This is a genomic window from Bifidobacterium saguini DSM 23967, from assembly GCF_000741715.1.
GTDB classification, from domain to species: domain Bacteria; phylum Actinomycetota; class Actinomycetes; order Actinomycetales; family Bifidobacteriaceae; genus Bifidobacterium; species Bifidobacterium saguini.
This window is the reverse complement of the sequence record NZ_JGZN01000005.1, coordinates 176,821-191,695: the sequence shown is the minus strand read 5'-3', so window position 1 is coordinate 191,695 and position 14,875 is coordinate 176,821. Positions and strand designations below refer to the sequence as shown.

At 54.5% G+C, this 14,875-nt stretch carries 11 protein-coding genes; 3 read left to right on the top strand and 8 right to left on the bottom strand.

The genetic code is table 11. The annotated features are described in order from the left end of the window. Positions 1-119 precede the first annotated feature (119 nt). The 3 genes from BISA_RS02970 to BISA_RS02960 all read right to left on the bottom strand — a co-directional run bounded on the left by BISA_RS02970 (position 120) and on the right by BISA_RS02960 (position 4,878). A complete protein-coding gene (locus BISA_RS02970) occupies positions 120-2,417 on the bottom strand; it encodes a DNA gyrase/topoisomerase IV subunit B (protein WP_033890113.1) in 2,298 nt (765 codons plus the stop codon). Positions 2,418-2,482: 65 nt separating this feature from the next. Next, positions 2,483-3,937, bottom strand: coding sequence for an RNA polymerase sigma factor (locus BISA_RS02965; protein ID WP_033890112.1), 1,455 nt, complete (start codon positions 3,935-3,937; stop codon positions 2,483-2,485). A gap of 200 nt (positions 3,938-4,137) precedes the next feature. Next, positions 4,138-4,878: a DUF4192 domain-containing protein gene (locus tag BISA_RS02960; RefSeq protein ID WP_237746075.1), complete on the bottom strand. Its 741-nt coding sequence runs from the start codon at positions 4,876-4,878 to the stop codon at positions 4,138-4,140. Between the two features lie 191 nt (positions 4,879-5,069). Here BISA_RS02960 and BISA_RS02955 point away from each other — a divergent pair, with 191 nt between their 5' ends. Together BISA_RS02955 and BISA_RS02950 are read left to right on the top strand one after the other, a co-directional pair. Further along, positions 5,070-6,173 (top strand): polyprenyl synthetase family protein, encoded by a 1,104-nt coding sequence (locus BISA_RS02955; protein WP_033890110.1) that lies wholly within the window; start codon positions 5,070-5,072, stop codon positions 6,171-6,173. A gap of 108 nt (positions 6,174-6,281) precedes the next feature. Continuing rightward, positions 6,282-8,567 carry a Stk1 family PASTA domain-containing Ser/Thr kinase gene (locus BISA_RS02950; RefSeq protein WP_033890109.1) on the top strand — a complete coding sequence of 762 codons (2,286 nt, stop codon included), beginning with the start codon at positions 6,282-6,284 and terminating at the stop codon, positions 8,565-8,567. Between the two features lie 135 nt (positions 8,568-8,702). On the opposite strand, the gene BISA_RS02945 is transcribed toward BISA_RS02950, so the two are convergent. Continuing rightward, positions 8,703-9,413, bottom strand: a complete 711-nt coding sequence (locus BISA_RS02945; RefSeq protein ID WP_033890108.1) for a lysophospholipid acyltransferase family protein — start codon at positions 9,411-9,413, stop codon at positions 8,703-8,705. A gap of 51 nt (positions 9,414-9,464) precedes the next feature. Here BISA_RS02945 and BISA_RS02940 point away from each other — a divergent pair, with 51 nt between their 5' ends. Next, positions 9,465-10,076 carry a hypothetical protein gene (locus BISA_RS02940; RefSeq protein WP_033890107.1) on the top strand — a complete coding sequence of 204 codons (612 nt, stop codon included), beginning with the start codon at positions 9,465-9,467 and terminating at the stop codon, positions 10,074-10,076. A gap of 201 nt (positions 10,077-10,277) precedes the next feature. On the opposite strand, the gene BISA_RS02935 is transcribed toward BISA_RS02940, so the two are convergent. The 4 genes from BISA_RS02935 to trpD form a co-directional block, all read right to left on the bottom strand. After that, positions 10,278-11,567, bottom strand: a complete 1,290-nt coding sequence (locus BISA_RS02935) for an ABC transporter substrate-binding protein (RefSeq protein ID WP_161786504.1) — start codon at positions 11,565-11,567, stop codon at positions 10,278-10,280. Between the two features lie 23 nt (positions 11,568-11,590). After that, positions 11,591-12,571 carry a carbohydrate ABC transporter permease gene (locus BISA_RS02930; protein ID WP_237746074.1) on the bottom strand — a complete coding sequence of 327 codons (981 nt, stop codon included), beginning with the start codon at positions 12,569-12,571 and terminating at the stop codon, positions 11,591-11,593. Then, positions 12,564-13,496 (bottom strand): carbohydrate ABC transporter permease, encoded by a 933-nt coding sequence (locus tag BISA_RS02925; protein WP_033890105.1) that lies wholly within the window; start codon positions 13,494-13,496, stop codon positions 12,564-12,566. Before BISA_RS02925 ends, BISA_RS02930 begins: the two co-directional genes overlap by 8 nt. 194 nt (positions 13,497-13,690) lie before the next feature. Beyond that, entirely contained in the window at positions 13,691-14,737 is a 1,047-nt protein-coding gene (trpD, locus tag BISA_RS02920) for an anthranilate phosphoribosyltransferase (protein ID WP_033890104.1), read from the bottom strand. Positions 14,738-14,875: the final 138 nt, after the last annotated feature.

The following is a 14,875-nucleotide window of genomic DNA, read 5'->3' as shown; positions in this document are numbered from 1 at the left end:
GACGCTTCTGCAGTGAGTGATTTTTAATCGCTCTTCAAATAACTCCAATAGACTAACCCCTGTCGAGCTGCAATGATGTTGGCTCAACAGGGGCAATCAAAAGGCAGCAGAGCAATCTATCAGGTGTCGATCTTGGAGCGGTCGAAATCATCGGCATTGTCCACGATGAACTGTTTGCGCGGCGGCACATCATCGCCCATGAGCAGGCTGAAGATTTCGGAGGCTTGAGCAGCATCCTCCATACGGATGCGGCGCAGCATGCGGGTGCGCGGGTCCATAGTGGTGTCGGCCAACTGGTCGGCATCCATTTCGCCCAGACCCTTGTAGCGCTGGATGTCATCGTTGTATCCGATGTGCTGCTTATCCAAATCAGCGAGTTTGCCAGCCAACTCATCATCGGAATACGTGTAGATGTATTCGCCCTTATGTGAGCCGGTCAATGCGATGCGGTGCAGCGGTGGCACGGCTGCATACACGTATCCGTGCTCGATCAGCGGGCGCATGTACCGGTAGAACAATGTCAGCAGCAGGATGCGAATGTGCGCACCATCCACATCAGCATCGGTCATCATGATGATTTTGTGGTAGCGGGATTGTTCAATATCGAAACTCTGACCCGAGCCGGCACCGACCACCTGAATGATTGCGGCGCATTCCTTATTGGAAAGCATCTGCGTAATCGACGCCTTCTGCACGTTGAGGATTTTGCCTCGAATCGGCAGCAGCGCTTGGAAACCGGCGTTGCGCGCGGCCTTGGCGGTGCCGAGTGCGGAATCACCCTCCACGATGAACAGTTCGGCGATGTCGTCATTGCCTGGCTGGCAGTCGGAAAGCTTGGCCGGCATGGAAGCGGATTCCAACGCGTTCTTACGACGGGTGACTTCCTTAGCCTTGCGGGATTGGATGCGAGCATGCATCTCCCCCACAATCTTCTCCAGCACGCGGCCGGACTGCTCCTTGTAGCCGCGCTTGGAACCGGTAATCATCTCACCGAACTGCTTATCCGTGAGCCTGGTGACAATCGGCTTGACCTGCGCAGTGCCAAGCACATCCTTGGTCTGGCCTTGGAACTGAGGTTCGGCCACACGGGCAGTGACCACGGCTACAAGACCGGCCTGAATGTCGTCACGCTCCACCCTCATGGCGGAATCCTTAAGATTCACCTTGAGTTTGCGGGCGTTGTCTTCCACGGCCTTGCGAATCTGCTTGGTGATGCCGTTCATGAAGCCATCCACATGGGTGCCACCGCCCGGCGTCTCCACGATGTTCACGAAGCTGCGAATCGTGGTGTCATAGCCGTTCACCCAGCGAAGCGCAATGTCAATGCCGCAGGTGCGTTCGATTTCCTGGGCGTGCAGTTCGCCGCCTTCACCCACTGCTTGTGTTTCTTCCTTGTAGGTGCCTTCACCCTGAATACGCCAAATGTCAGAGACCGGCTCACCTTTGGAAAGAAAGTCCACGAAATCCTTGACGCCACCGGTGTGGCGGAATTCCACTACGCGCGGATGCGCCGGCTGTTCGCCGAATGCGCCGTCCACAACTTCACTGGAAGCATTCAGCGAGAAGTCCTCTTCGCTATCGTTGCCGCCATTGTTGACCGGCAGTTCATGGACATCATCCGACACAACGGATTGGTCTTCGGGCAGCGGAGATGGTGCATCAGATTCCGGCACTTGTGCAGATACCATTGAATCGGCAGCGGATTGCGGCACATTTTCGTCAACAATGGTGATTTTAAGACCGGGAACCAAGAAACTGGTCTGGCGCACACGGTCCACAAGCTGCTCATAAGAGAATTCGGCGGTCTTGTTGAAAATCTCCGGATCCGCCCAGTAACGGATTCGCGTACCAGTGGTCTTTGGGCTTACCTTGCCGATGATTTCCAATTCGGTTGGACGGTTCTTACGGGTGCGTTTGAATGGAGAATCCGGCGAAGGATTGGCCGGGTCGGCATCCGTATAAACGCCGGGATGGCCTTGATGGAACGCCATGTGATGGGTTTTGCCGTCACGATCTACTTCCACGTCCAGTCGAGAGCTCAACGCATTCACCACGGAGGAGCCCACACCATGCAGGCCGCCGACCGCGTTATAGGAGGAATTGCCGAACTTGGCACCAGCGTGCAGCTTGGTGAGTACCACTTCCACACCGGATAGACCGGTCTTCGGCTCCTTATCGACCGGGATGCCTCGACCGTTGTCTGCCACTTCCACCGAGCCATCGGCGTGCAACGTCACCGTAATATCCGTGCAGAATCCAGCCAAGGCCTCATCAACGGAATTGTCGATGATTTCCCACAAGCAATGCATGAGACCCTGTGAATCGGTGGTGCCGATATACATGCCCGGACGCTTTCGCACTGCGTCAAGGCCTTCAAGGACGGCAAGATCCTTCGCGCCATAATCTTCTGTGGCCATAAATCCTTAATTTCTCTCTAATACCATCTTGGCTTCCCTCGAATGGAGGGAAGCCAAGCGATCGATCATTGATCCAGGAAGTCACGCAGCGTCTGAGAACGAGACGGGTGGCGCAGCTTGGACATGGTCTTGGACTCAATCTGGCGGATGCGTTCACGGGTCACGCCATAGACACGACCGATATCATCCAGAGTCTTGGGCTGGCCATCTTCAAGGCCGTAACGCATCTTGATTACACCGGCTTCACGCGGAGACAGGGTTTCAAGCACCTGCTTGAACTGCTCCTGCAGCAGGGAGAAGGCCACGGCATCAGACGGTGCAATGGCATCGGTATCCTCAATCAGATCGCCGAACTCAGAATCGCCATCCTCGCCAAGCGGCGTATGCAGGGAAATCGGCTCGCGGCCGTACTTCTGCACTTCCTGGACCTTCTCCACCGGCATATCCAGCTCACGAGCCAGCTCGTCCGGCGTAGGTTCACGGCCCAAATCCTGCAGCATCTGACGCTGTACACGGGAAAGCTTGTTGATGACTTCCACCATGTGCACAGGCACACGAATGGTACGGGCCTGATCAGCCATAGCACGGGTGATGGCCTGACGAATCCACCACGTAGCGTAGGTGGAGAACTTGAAGCCCTTCTTCCAGTCGAACTTCTCCACAGCGCGGATAAGGCCCAGATTGCCTTCCTGAATCAGATCGAGGAACAGCATGCCACGGCCCGTGTAACGCTTGGCAAGAGAGACCACGAGTCGCAGATTAGCTTCCAGGAGGTGATCCTTGGCCTTCTTGCCGTCGGCTGCAGCCCACTTGAGCTCACGCTTGCGCTTGAACTCCATGCCTTCGGACTGGGTATCAAGCAGATGCTGGGCGTACAGACCGGCCTCGATGCGTTCGGACAGGTCCACTTCCTGTTCGGCGTTCAACAGGCTCACACGACCGATCTGCTTCAAATAGTCCTTGACCGGATCGGCGGTGGCGCCCGCAGCAATCACACGACGCTTCGGGTTACCAGCAGGGATGATGTTCTCGTCGTCGTCATCGGTATCGGACACCACGTAGGCGCCCTTTTCCTTCGGCTTCTCCGGAAGCTTCGGCTTGGCGTCCTCATCCTCGTCGTCTTCGTCATCTACATCGTCGGCATCGAGGTCATCCTCATCCAAATCATCAGAGTCGTCGGCATCAACATCATCGATGTCCTCATCCAGATCATCAACGTCAAGGTCGTCTTCATCCACCACGTCATCGTCGAGGTCGTCGCTCTGCTCGTCTTCGGTCTTGAGAAGATCCTCATCCTCGCTCTTCTTAGCAGAGGTCTTCTTGGCCGAGGTGCGGCGCGTAGTCTTCTTCGCTGGCTTCTCGCCGGCTTCGCCTGCGGCTGCCTTGGCCGACTTCGTGGCGCGAGGTTTACGCGTGGAGGTCTTGCGTGCGGTGGTCGTAGAGCTGGCCTTCTTCTTGGTCTCGGTCTCCTCGCCGGAGTCTTCCGTCTGCTTGGTTGCCGTCGTTTCCTTCGTGGCCAAAACTGCTCCTTCTGATCTCTCGCCTGAAGTTCACATACCACATGGGCACACTTCTGGCAAGGGCAAATCGTCAACTATGTGAGTAAATCACCTTCCGCGGACGATTATTCCCATTTATCGCAAAAACAGTGTTGCACACACAACCAGCACCCGCTTACGAAACCGCACGCATCACCCGTAATTCTCATCGCAAAAGCCTGCTATACAGCCATTTCCTGCACCTTGCACGCACACCATGCGGGAAATACTCCGCGGTCTGCTGCAGAAAACACCATCGCCGCTAGCGAACAATCTTCATCCAGCATCAAGCATTGCAACGCCAATGCCGCGGCGCTGGAATCTCCCAGCCACCATAACGTGTAGGCGGCAACAGCCAAAGGCTGAATACAGTACGGCATAGGCGAAATCATGGCGATATTGAGCAGCATGTCCACACCAGTGCGGCAACGATCTTCATCAGGCATGATGCTCTCATCTTCAAATGCTGCAGTCAGCAACTGGCTCATCCGCCGTTTGGCGTGAGCGCTATGCGGTTTTGAAGCAAATTCAATGAGTTGCGCTTTGGGACATACGTCCCGGTCAATGATTATCGAAAGAATCAGAGCGTCGCGAATAGAGAGTGTCTCATTCATTCCCACGGCAAACGCCGCCATAGTTTCTGGATTCAGATCGGCGATGCCTTCGTCCAGCGAAGCAAGCCACTCGTCCAAGGGTTCGCCCACCCAATCCGCATCCGCTTGTTGCGGGCCTCGTTCACGACGATCAGCATGAAAAGTGCTGGACAACATATCCAAGTCTTCCATGTCGAATGGTTCTGGCGGCAGCATCGGCTGCGATTCATATTGCTTGCCGCTATGCCGACCTTTACGATGGGAATCATTCGTACGCTTACCAGCCGTATTGGCGTTGCGCCGCGCATGTTTTTTGCTGCTGTTTGCCATGTTTCTGTCCTCCTTGACCAAAACAAATGAATCCGAGCCATGCAACCGGCCTCGATTCGAATGGATGTGGGTCCACTATGCATGAAACGCGCGCAGAACAGAGCGAAAAACAAGGTATGTGGTTCTAGCTTCAAAGCTCAATATTTCCAACGTTGTTGTGTTCATCACAACCTGTGGATAAGTTATAAAGCATGTGCACAACCATGAATGACCTCACTATCATCGAGCCACGCATCTGCGAATTGGTCCGGGAGCTGACCGATGCACCCGCTACAGGAGGAGTGGCCGACGCTTTACGACCGGTGATGAGCGAAGTCATCGATCAGGCCGTCGCTTCAAGCCAGGGTGGCAAGCGTCTGCGCGCACTGCTGAGTCTTGACGCATTTGATGCGCTGACCGCCAGCCATCATGACACTGGCTCCTCGGCGCACACCGCCATGCTTGACTTGGCCTGCGCCATCGAGGTGTTTCAAACAGCCGCATTGGTGCATGACGACATCATCGACGAATCCGATCTGCGCCGCGGTAAACCTTCCGCGCACCGGGCATTAGAGCACACCGTACATAACGTTTCCATTGGGCGCGGCCTTGGCCTGATGCTGGGCGACATTCTGGCTACGGCATGCATAGAAATCGCCCGACGAGCGGCCCGGCATCTCAATAATGGCGATGCCATCATCGAATCATTCCTCACGATGCAGCGTGAGGTGGAAATCGGCCAAGTGTTGGATCTCGGCGTGGAAATGACACCGTTAAGCGATCCTCAAGCATTGGCTGCCGCTTCACTCAACGTATTCCGCTGGAAAACCGCAAGTTACACCACTATTGCACCACTGCTATTCGCACTGCTGGCCGCAGGAGTCGAACCCGCCAAAGCTCAGCAGCAAGCACTTGCCGTCGGCGAACCCTTAGGACTGGCGTTCCAGCTTGCCGACGATCTGTTGGACGTCATTGGTTCGAGCCGCAATACCGGCAAACCGGTGGGCGGCGATATTCGCGAAGGCAAGCGCACCGTGCTGCTGGCAGACGCGCTAAGCGCGGCAGACGCATCCGACCAGCAGGAACTGCGCGATATGTTCGAAGCTGCCCACCGCGATGAGCAGCAAGTGAAACGTGCCATCGAATTATTCGGTAAGACCGGTGCCATTGATCGTTCTCGCGAGCGTATCAGCACATTGTGGAAGCAATCTCAGACAGCCATCACCGATCTTGAGCTCAATGAATCACTGGATGAATCAGGCAAACGCCGTCTCACCGAAGCATGCGCGCGGTTCATTCCTATCGATTTGCGATAGTCGGCAGTGTTCTGCCACATTGTTTCATGCCGGCCTCGCCCAGTAGCGTAGCCCATGCCATGTAAACTGAACCATGTTCAGCTGTAGTCAAAGGAACCGTACGATTTCATGAGTGAGAACGAGCCCGCGCAGATGATTGAGGGACGCTACCGCATTGTGCGCAATATCGCCGAAGGTGGCATGGCTACCGTGTATGAAGCGGTCGATGAGCGTCTGGGCCGCACTGTGGCCATCAAAGTGATGCATACGCAGCTGGCTCAGGGACCTCATCGCGCCCAATTCGTTGAACGTTTCCGTCGCGAAGCTAATTCCGCTGCGGCCATCGCCAATCCGCATATTGTTCAGGTGTATGATACCGGCGAATTCAATGGTCTTGATTTTCTGGTCATGGAATATGTGCATGGCATTAATCTGCGCCATGAGATGAATGTGCAGGGTACGTTCTCGGTGAGGGAAACCTTGCGCATCATCGCGGAAACGCTGGATGGTCTAGCTTCCGCGCATCGTATCGGCGTGGTGCATCGTGACATCAAGCCGGAGAATATTCTGCTCAATGATCGCGGCCATGTACAGATTACTGATTTCGGTCTTGCCAAAGCCGCTAGTCAGGCCACTCTCAGTTCGACCGGCATGCTGCTGGGCACGGCTGCCTATCTTGCGCCGGAAATGATTGAGAACAATCTGGCCACGCCGCAAGGTGACTTGTATTCGGTGGGCATCATGGCATGGGAGATGCTCGCCGGCAAAGTACCTTTTGATTCCGATAATCCGGTGACCCTGGTTTTCAAGCATGTGCATGAGGATGTGCCATCCATTGCCACGGTTTGCTCCGGCATCGACCCCACGGTGGCGGCATTCATCTCGCATTTGACTGCGCGTGCTGTCGAAGCTCGACCAAAAGACGGTACTGAGGCCGCGTCGGAATTGCGGCAATTGGCTGCGAAACTGCCGTTGGAGGCATGGCAATATCGTTTCCATGCTGAAACGGCTGGATCGAATCGTAATGATGCCACGGCACCGGCATTGGTGGGTACCATCGGTAAGTCCGCGGAACATCTTACGGCCATGCAATCGGCACCATTGGCGCCGCCAGTGCCACCAGCATCGGCATCGGCATCGGCAACAAACAATCAGCTGGGAGCAGCTGGAAACATTTCGGCTTCCGCTCCGATTGCCCCTACCACTGCACTCAATTCCACTGCAGCTTCTCCCTCCAATGCGAATGGCATCGATCAAACTCGCGTGATGCGTCAAAACAGTGCGCCTGATGACGGCGAGACGCAGGTGTTGCCCCAAATGGCGGGCGAACCCACTCAGGCGCTGCATTCATCCGGCACCATTCATGCGGTTGGCGAGTCCGCATCTGAAGTACCCTCCCCTGACCATCCAACGAAAAAATCACATCGCAAGATTGCGCTGATTATCGCCGCCATCGTAGCAATGGTGCTCGTATGCGTAGGCGGAGGCTTTGGCTGGTGGTGGTATGTGGGCCCCGGCAGCTACTGGAGTGTGCCACAGCCTGAAGATGTGTCCTGCACTACTGACGATACCCAATGCTCGCTTTCCGGAGCGGACTGGTCTACCTATGAGAGCTTGCTCAAAACGGCCGGCATCCCGTATACCTCTTCGGAGCAGTTCAGCGATACCGTCGACAAGGGCAAGATTATTTCAGCAACCATCGATAAGACTGAAGCATTTGTGCACAGCCATGTGGGCAAGCGCAGTAATCAGCAGATTGAGATCGTAGTATCCAAGGGCGCACACATGGTTACTGTGCCGGACGATATTCTTGATCCGACTTCAGCCAATGGCAAGGATCCACTGAACGCATTGAAGAACGCGGGATTCAGCAACATTACCCATGATGAATCTGGCGATCAGTATTCGATGGATGTTCCGGAAGGCGCAGCATTAACCATCTCCCCCGATCCCGGCACTACAGTAAAGCATGATGCTGAGGTGACCATCACGCTGAGTAAAGGTCCTATGCCGGTCAGCATGCCCGATATTGTCGGTAAGACCAAAGATGAGATGATCTCAACGTTCAGTGATCTGAAGCTCACTGCGAATATCACTGAAGAATTTGACGATAAAATTGCTTCCGGCACTGTGATTTCATCTTCGCAGAAAGCTGGAACACAGCTCAAATGGGGCGATAGTGTTGATGTGGTGATTTCCAAAGGACCGGAAACCACTGTTTTGCCCAATGTGGTAGGCATGACCTACGACGATGCTGCCAAGCAATTGGAGAAGCTCGGGTTCACGGTGAAGAAGTCTGCACCTCTTGGCGATTTGACGCATGAAGTTCGTATCCAAAGCCCCAAGGCTGGCGAAACCGTGCGACTGCGTGACGAAAACGGTACCCCGACCGTTATCACACTGACCGTGGTGTGACTCGACAATATATAGTTTTTGCGGCAGATAATGCTGTGAATACTAATAATGGCTCCCTCACGATGACGAGGGAGCCATTATTAGTATTAGCGGTTTATTCGTGACCCTTGGTGACCCTTGGTGAAGGCTGACGATTTACTCAGTTGCCGCAGTTTCCTTTGCTTCCTTAGCAGCCTTCATTTCAGCCTTGACCTTCTGAGCGTATTCGTCCACGTATTCCTGACCACTCATGGCCTGAATGGCGGCAGACACACGATCAGTCAACTCGCGAAGTTCAGCGTGGGTGATTTCATCAGCAGACTTCTTGGAAACCTCAATCGGCTTACCATATTTGACCTGGGTCTTGCCTTTCTTTGGAATCGAAGTACCAATAGGCTGCAACAAATCCGAACCAATCAGTGCCACCGGCACAATCGGGCAACCGGTTTCCAGAGCGAGGCGTGCCACACCGGTGTGCCCCTTGTACATGCGGCCGTCAGGGCTGCGCGTGCCTTCGATGTGGATGCCGAACAGGTGACCATCCTCGATAATCTCACGCGCATGCTCGAGAGCGCCGAGCGACTTATTGCCGCCGGAGCGATCCACAGGGAACACGCCCACGGAAGTGAACCACCACTTCTTGAACTTGCCCTTCAAGCCCTTGCCTTCAAAATATTCGGCCTTACCCATGAAATGCACCATGCGCGGGCAGGTAATCGGAATCAGCGCATCATCAATCACCGCCAGATGGTTGGCTGCAATGATGGCGCCACCGGAGCGCGGCACATTGTTCAAGCCGGAAACGGTGGGGCCGAGACGATGACGAGCAATAGGACCAAAAACTTTAACGAAGAACCAGTACAGCACTTGGCGTTTCCCTCCCTGCGCGGTTTGGGGCATCAGATTAGAGTGGTGTATATGACTGACCTCAACAATACCAACGCAGCTGACGAGCCGACAACACCCACGCCGGATGATGGTGCAAAGCATGATGATCTCGATGCCGCTTGGGCGGCATTCGAAGCCGAGCATAAGGCCGACCTCAATGATGTGGCGTCTTCTCGGCAAGCCAAAAAATTCGAAAAGCAGGCCAAGAAGCGGGAGAAGGAGGCACTGCTTTCCGTGGACGATTTGGATGCCGGCGCCTTCACTGATGGCGTTCGCCCATTTCACGAGCGTTCACAGCAGAGCCGAGGCCCGCGCGATTTCACCGGCTCGAGTTGGCTTGATACCGATGATGTGATGGACCGTTACGATGATGGCGGCTTCACTCCTCCGAACCCGGATTTGGGGCCGGCTCACGCTTCGACCGTATTATCGGTGGCTCTGTTGGTTATCGGCGTGGTTGGCACCTTGGTGATGATTCTCGTACCCGCGCTATACAGCGTTCCAGTGCTCAGCACCATACTGAACATTGCGTTTGGCGTATGCACAATCATCGGCCTTGGCAATCTCATGTACAAAGCGCTCACTCGCAAAAACCGTCCCGGAGACAAAGGCGGCTATTTCGACGACGGCGCACGCGTGTAGCCTCGGCAGGTTCACGCTCAAGCACCATTCTCCTTTGACATATCCTGACTGTAGGTTTTTCAACACTGACTGTAGGTTTTTGAACGTTTTTCGTTGGAAATCCTACAGTCAGTGTCAGAAATCCTACAGTCAGTGTCAGAAATCCTACAGTCAGTGTTGAAAAACCTACAGTCTAGTTGAGGCTGATCGAGGAATATCGGTTTATGAGGCAAAATCGATGGATTCTTGCAGCTCGGCGATCATCGACTTGGCAGCCTCCAATGGCTTTCGTTTACCGAAGACGACATCCTGCTGATAACGAACAATGGTCTTGTCCAATTCGGATGCACCGTTTGGCGTGATTGCCGGAGCCTTGCCGATAGTGGGTTGAATATCGTCCACAAAATTCAGTGCTGATTTGTCAGTACCCGAGGCACTGCCGGCAAGCATCTTACGAATATCGTTGCTCGCCGGTATACCGCGCTCGGTGCCGAGGACCGCACCTGCTTGCTTGTTATTGATCAGATAATCAATCAACATGGCCGCCTCGGCGGGATGCTGCGAGCCGGAGGAAATGGCCCAATACATGCCGGGCTTCAAGTACATGGTCTTTGCCCCGGGAGTCACCTGAGGCATAGGTACCACCGTCATGTTCTGTGTACCCGCAGCTTCAGCGTATGGTGTAATCATCGTTGCCTGCGTAATCATCATGGCTTGCTTACCTTTGCCGAAATCCGTATCGTTCAAGCTGGCTGCCGTGTTCTCACTCCAACGTTCAGCATTGCCTTCAATACCATTCTTCGCCCAATCAGCAGGCAATTGCAGAAATGATGCAAGCGTTTTCGGCGAGATGGTAATGGCATTGCCCTTAAACAGGCTCTCACCATGCTGACGTGCCCATAATTGCAAGCCGTATCCATTGTTTGGAGCAATCGATCCGATGTATTGCCCGGCTGAACGTTCAGTTACCTGTTGAGCGAATTTTTCAAAATCATTCCATGTCCATTGGTCGGTATCCGGTAGTGTAAGGCCCAGAGAATCTAGCACATCGTTGTTGACGATGACACCGTATTGTGCGGTTGTGGCTGGAGCCGCCACCTGCTCGCCTTCGACTTGCCCCATCGATTTAAGCGACGCATCCATCGTGCTCAAATCCAAATATTGAGAAGCCTTGTTCAAATCGAGCAGTGAGCCCATAGAACCGTAAAAAGCGAGATACAGCTCGTCCATCTGCATCACATCCGGCGCGTTACCACCTGCGGATTGCACGGCGAGCTTGTCCCAGTAGCCGGTCCAATCCGAGTATTCCATATCGACATGGATATTCGGATGCTCGGCTTCGAAACCCTTAACCGCTTGCTCGGTGGCTTTGATGCGGGCGTCGCCACCCCACCAGTTGAGACGAATCGTCACATCGCCATCAGCCGGTACCACCGGCACATCAGAAGCGCCAACTGAGCTACCGCACGCAGCGGCACTGCACAACGTCACCGTAGCCAATCCAGCTGCCATTACTTTCTTCCACACACGATTCATCACTTGCCTCCCGTCGTGGCAATTCCCTGAACGAGATACTTTTGGCCGAATGTAAATACCAAGAACAGCGGAATCAACGAAACCACACTCATGGCAAACATCGGTCCATAGCTGGATTGGGATTGTGAGTCGATGAATGTACGCAATGCGATCGGCACGGTGTACATATCCGGTTTGGTCAAGTACAACAGCTGGCTGAAGAAGTCGTTCCATGTCCAGATGAATGTGAATACCGCGCAAGTGCCGATGGCGGGCTTCATTAACGGCAGCAAAATCTGGAAAAAGATACGAATATGACCGGCACCGTCGATTTTGGCGGCTTCATCCAAATCATGCGGCAGTCCGCGCAGGAACTGGTAGAAGAGGAAGGTGAAGAACCCATCCATAGCCAAGAACTTCGGCACGATTAACGGCACAAAGGTGTTGATCAGGTGCAGCGAATTCCACATGATGTACTGAGGAATCACAATCACATGAATCGGAATCATGAGCATCAGAAGCATGAATCCGAACAGCATGCCGCGGAATCGGAAGTTCAAACGGGCGAATGCGTAGGCAGCCATCGAACAGGTGAGGATGTTGCCGATGATGGCAAATACCACGATAATCAGCGAGTTGAGAATGTACCGACCGAACGGGTAGCTCAATGCATTCCATCCGGCAACATAGTTTTCCCAGACTGGTTTGGTGACCAGCAACCCCATATTGGTGAATATCTCACTTTGCGGGCGCAGAGAGCTTGCAATCATCCACAGAATCGGATACAGCATCAGGATTGCGAGCAACAGTATCAGAATCTGCTTGGCAACAGAACCCACTACGCGCGCAATACTACGGCCGCGATGGGGCTGCATCCCCGCACCGGAACCAAGTTCGGCATACGCTTGTTGCCGCATCCGTTCACGCATCTCACGCATAGTGGTCTCCTTGATGGATTGAGGAGGATTCAGCATGGCATACATCGTTGCAACGTCAGTCATCGTAATGCACCCAGAACTTCGAAAGAGCGAAATTGATTCCAGTAAGCGCGGCCACGATCAGCACCATGATCCAAGCCAACGCGGACGCGTATCCCATACGCAATGAGGCGAAACCTTGCTGATATAGGTACAGCGTGTAGAACAGTGTGGAGTCAGATGGTCCACCAGTGCCGCCGGAAACCACATACGCTTGCGTGAAGGTCTGGAACGAGTTGATCACGCTCATCACCAGATTGAAGAAGATAATCGGACTGAGCATCGGCAAGGTGATAGATCGGAATTGGCGCCATTTGCCGGCACCATCCACGCTGGCTGCCTCGTAAAGCTCGCGCGGTATCTGACGCAGACCGGCAAGGAAGATGACCATCGGCGAGCCAAACTGCCATACGTGTAAGGCGATGAGCGTCCAGTTGGCGGTATCAGGGTTGGCTATCCACGACATTGATGTATCAATACCAAGCAATCCCAACAATGCATTGAACAGGCCGTCTGAGCCGAAGACCATCTTCCACAGCACCGCCACGGCCACCGAGCCGCCCAACATCGAAGGCAGGTAGAACGCCGAACGGTAGAAGGCAAGTCCGCGCATGCCTCGGTCCAGCAGTACAGCCAAGGCGAGAGCGGCAACAAGCTGCAACGGTACAGAGATAACCACGTAAATCAACGTGACAGTAAGTGAATTGATGAATCTGGGGTCGGCGAGCATATGCCGATAGTTCATCAGACCAACAAATTGGGGCGGTTTGATCATGTTGTATTTGGTGAAAGAAATCACCAACGAATCCACCATAGGAATCAGGCTTAGGAACAACGCGCCAATCAACCAAGGTGCCAGAAAACCCAATGCCACTTTCGTGTCAGTCGGTTTGTCTTTCGGCTTGTGCCGTTTTTTGACCAGCGACCCGAATTCCGAAAACGAACTCACGATGTTCCTCCCATGATTCCATGCCGTCATCGGCCGGATATGGTTTAAGGATAAAGTTTGCGTTCCCATTCATCCTAATTGTTGCCATTGTTGCCAAAATGGTTGCATCAATATTGAGATATAAAAAGCTCCCCTCGCATGAGGGGAGCTCGATAACCAATGATGATTGGCTGTACAGCTTGACCGCTATGAAATCAGGCCTTGGACTTGGCGGTCTCAATCCACTTGTTCAGCAGCGCTTCGGCCTTGCCGGAATCGACAGCATCCTCGGCAATCTTGTAGGCTTCAGCGAAACGCTCAGCCAGCGAACCATCACCCACCAGGTGCCCGTCAGCCACGATAGCGGAAGCAGCGTTGAGCAATGCGGTGGAGCGGGACGGCACATCCTTGCCTGCCAGGAAATCGCGGAATGCTGCAGCATTGACTTCAGGTTCGCCGCCCTTCAGATCGGCGACATCAATCTTGGCGAGGCCGAGATCAACGGTCGGGTCGAAGTCAGTTTCGGTAACCTTGCCGTCGCGAATCTCCCAAACGGAGACCGGACCGGTGGGAGCGAGCTCATCCATGCCCTCATGCGAGGTGTAGACCATGCCGGACTGGCCGGCCGCCGCATAAGCACCTGCCATAATCGGGCTCATGGCACGGTTGGCGCAGCCGATGGCCACATGCGCCGGCTTGGCCGGGTTGGTCAACGGACCAAGCACGTTGAACACGCACGGGATGCCGAGGGCCGCGCGAACCGGGCCCACAAAACGCATTGCCGGGTGGAAGGTACGGGCGAAGGCGAACGTGATGCCCACTTCGTCACCGACCTCACCCACGGCTTCCGGCTTCAAATCGAGCGGCAAACCCAGAGCTTCCAGAACATCGGCTGCACCGCACTTCGAGGATGCGGCGCGGTTACCGTGCTTGACGATTTTCACGCCGGCTGCAGCTGCCACCACGGCACCCATCGTGGAAAGGTTCACCGTGGCAAAGCCGTCGCCGCCAGTACCCACGATATCCGTGGTCTCGCCGGAAACATTCAGCGGCACAGCATGAGACACCATAGCCTTGGCTGCACCCGACACTTCTTCGGCGGTCAGACCCAGCTGCTGCTGCATGGCGAGCGCCGCACCCACTGCTGCGGGATTCGCATTGCCCTTCATCAGATCATCAACGAACCACTCGGATTCCTCGGCGCTCAGGTGGTCTCCCCCGACCAGCTTGGTGAGAATCGACTTCCATGTGATCTCTGCCATTGTTCCTCCTTGACGCACATTAGCGCCCGATAGCTAGTAACGCGGCTCATTGTAATGGCCACGCGTTTCACGAGACGCAAACTTCCATATTGCAAAATATGACGCAAAAGGCTCCCCCTCAGGGAAGGGGAGCCAGTG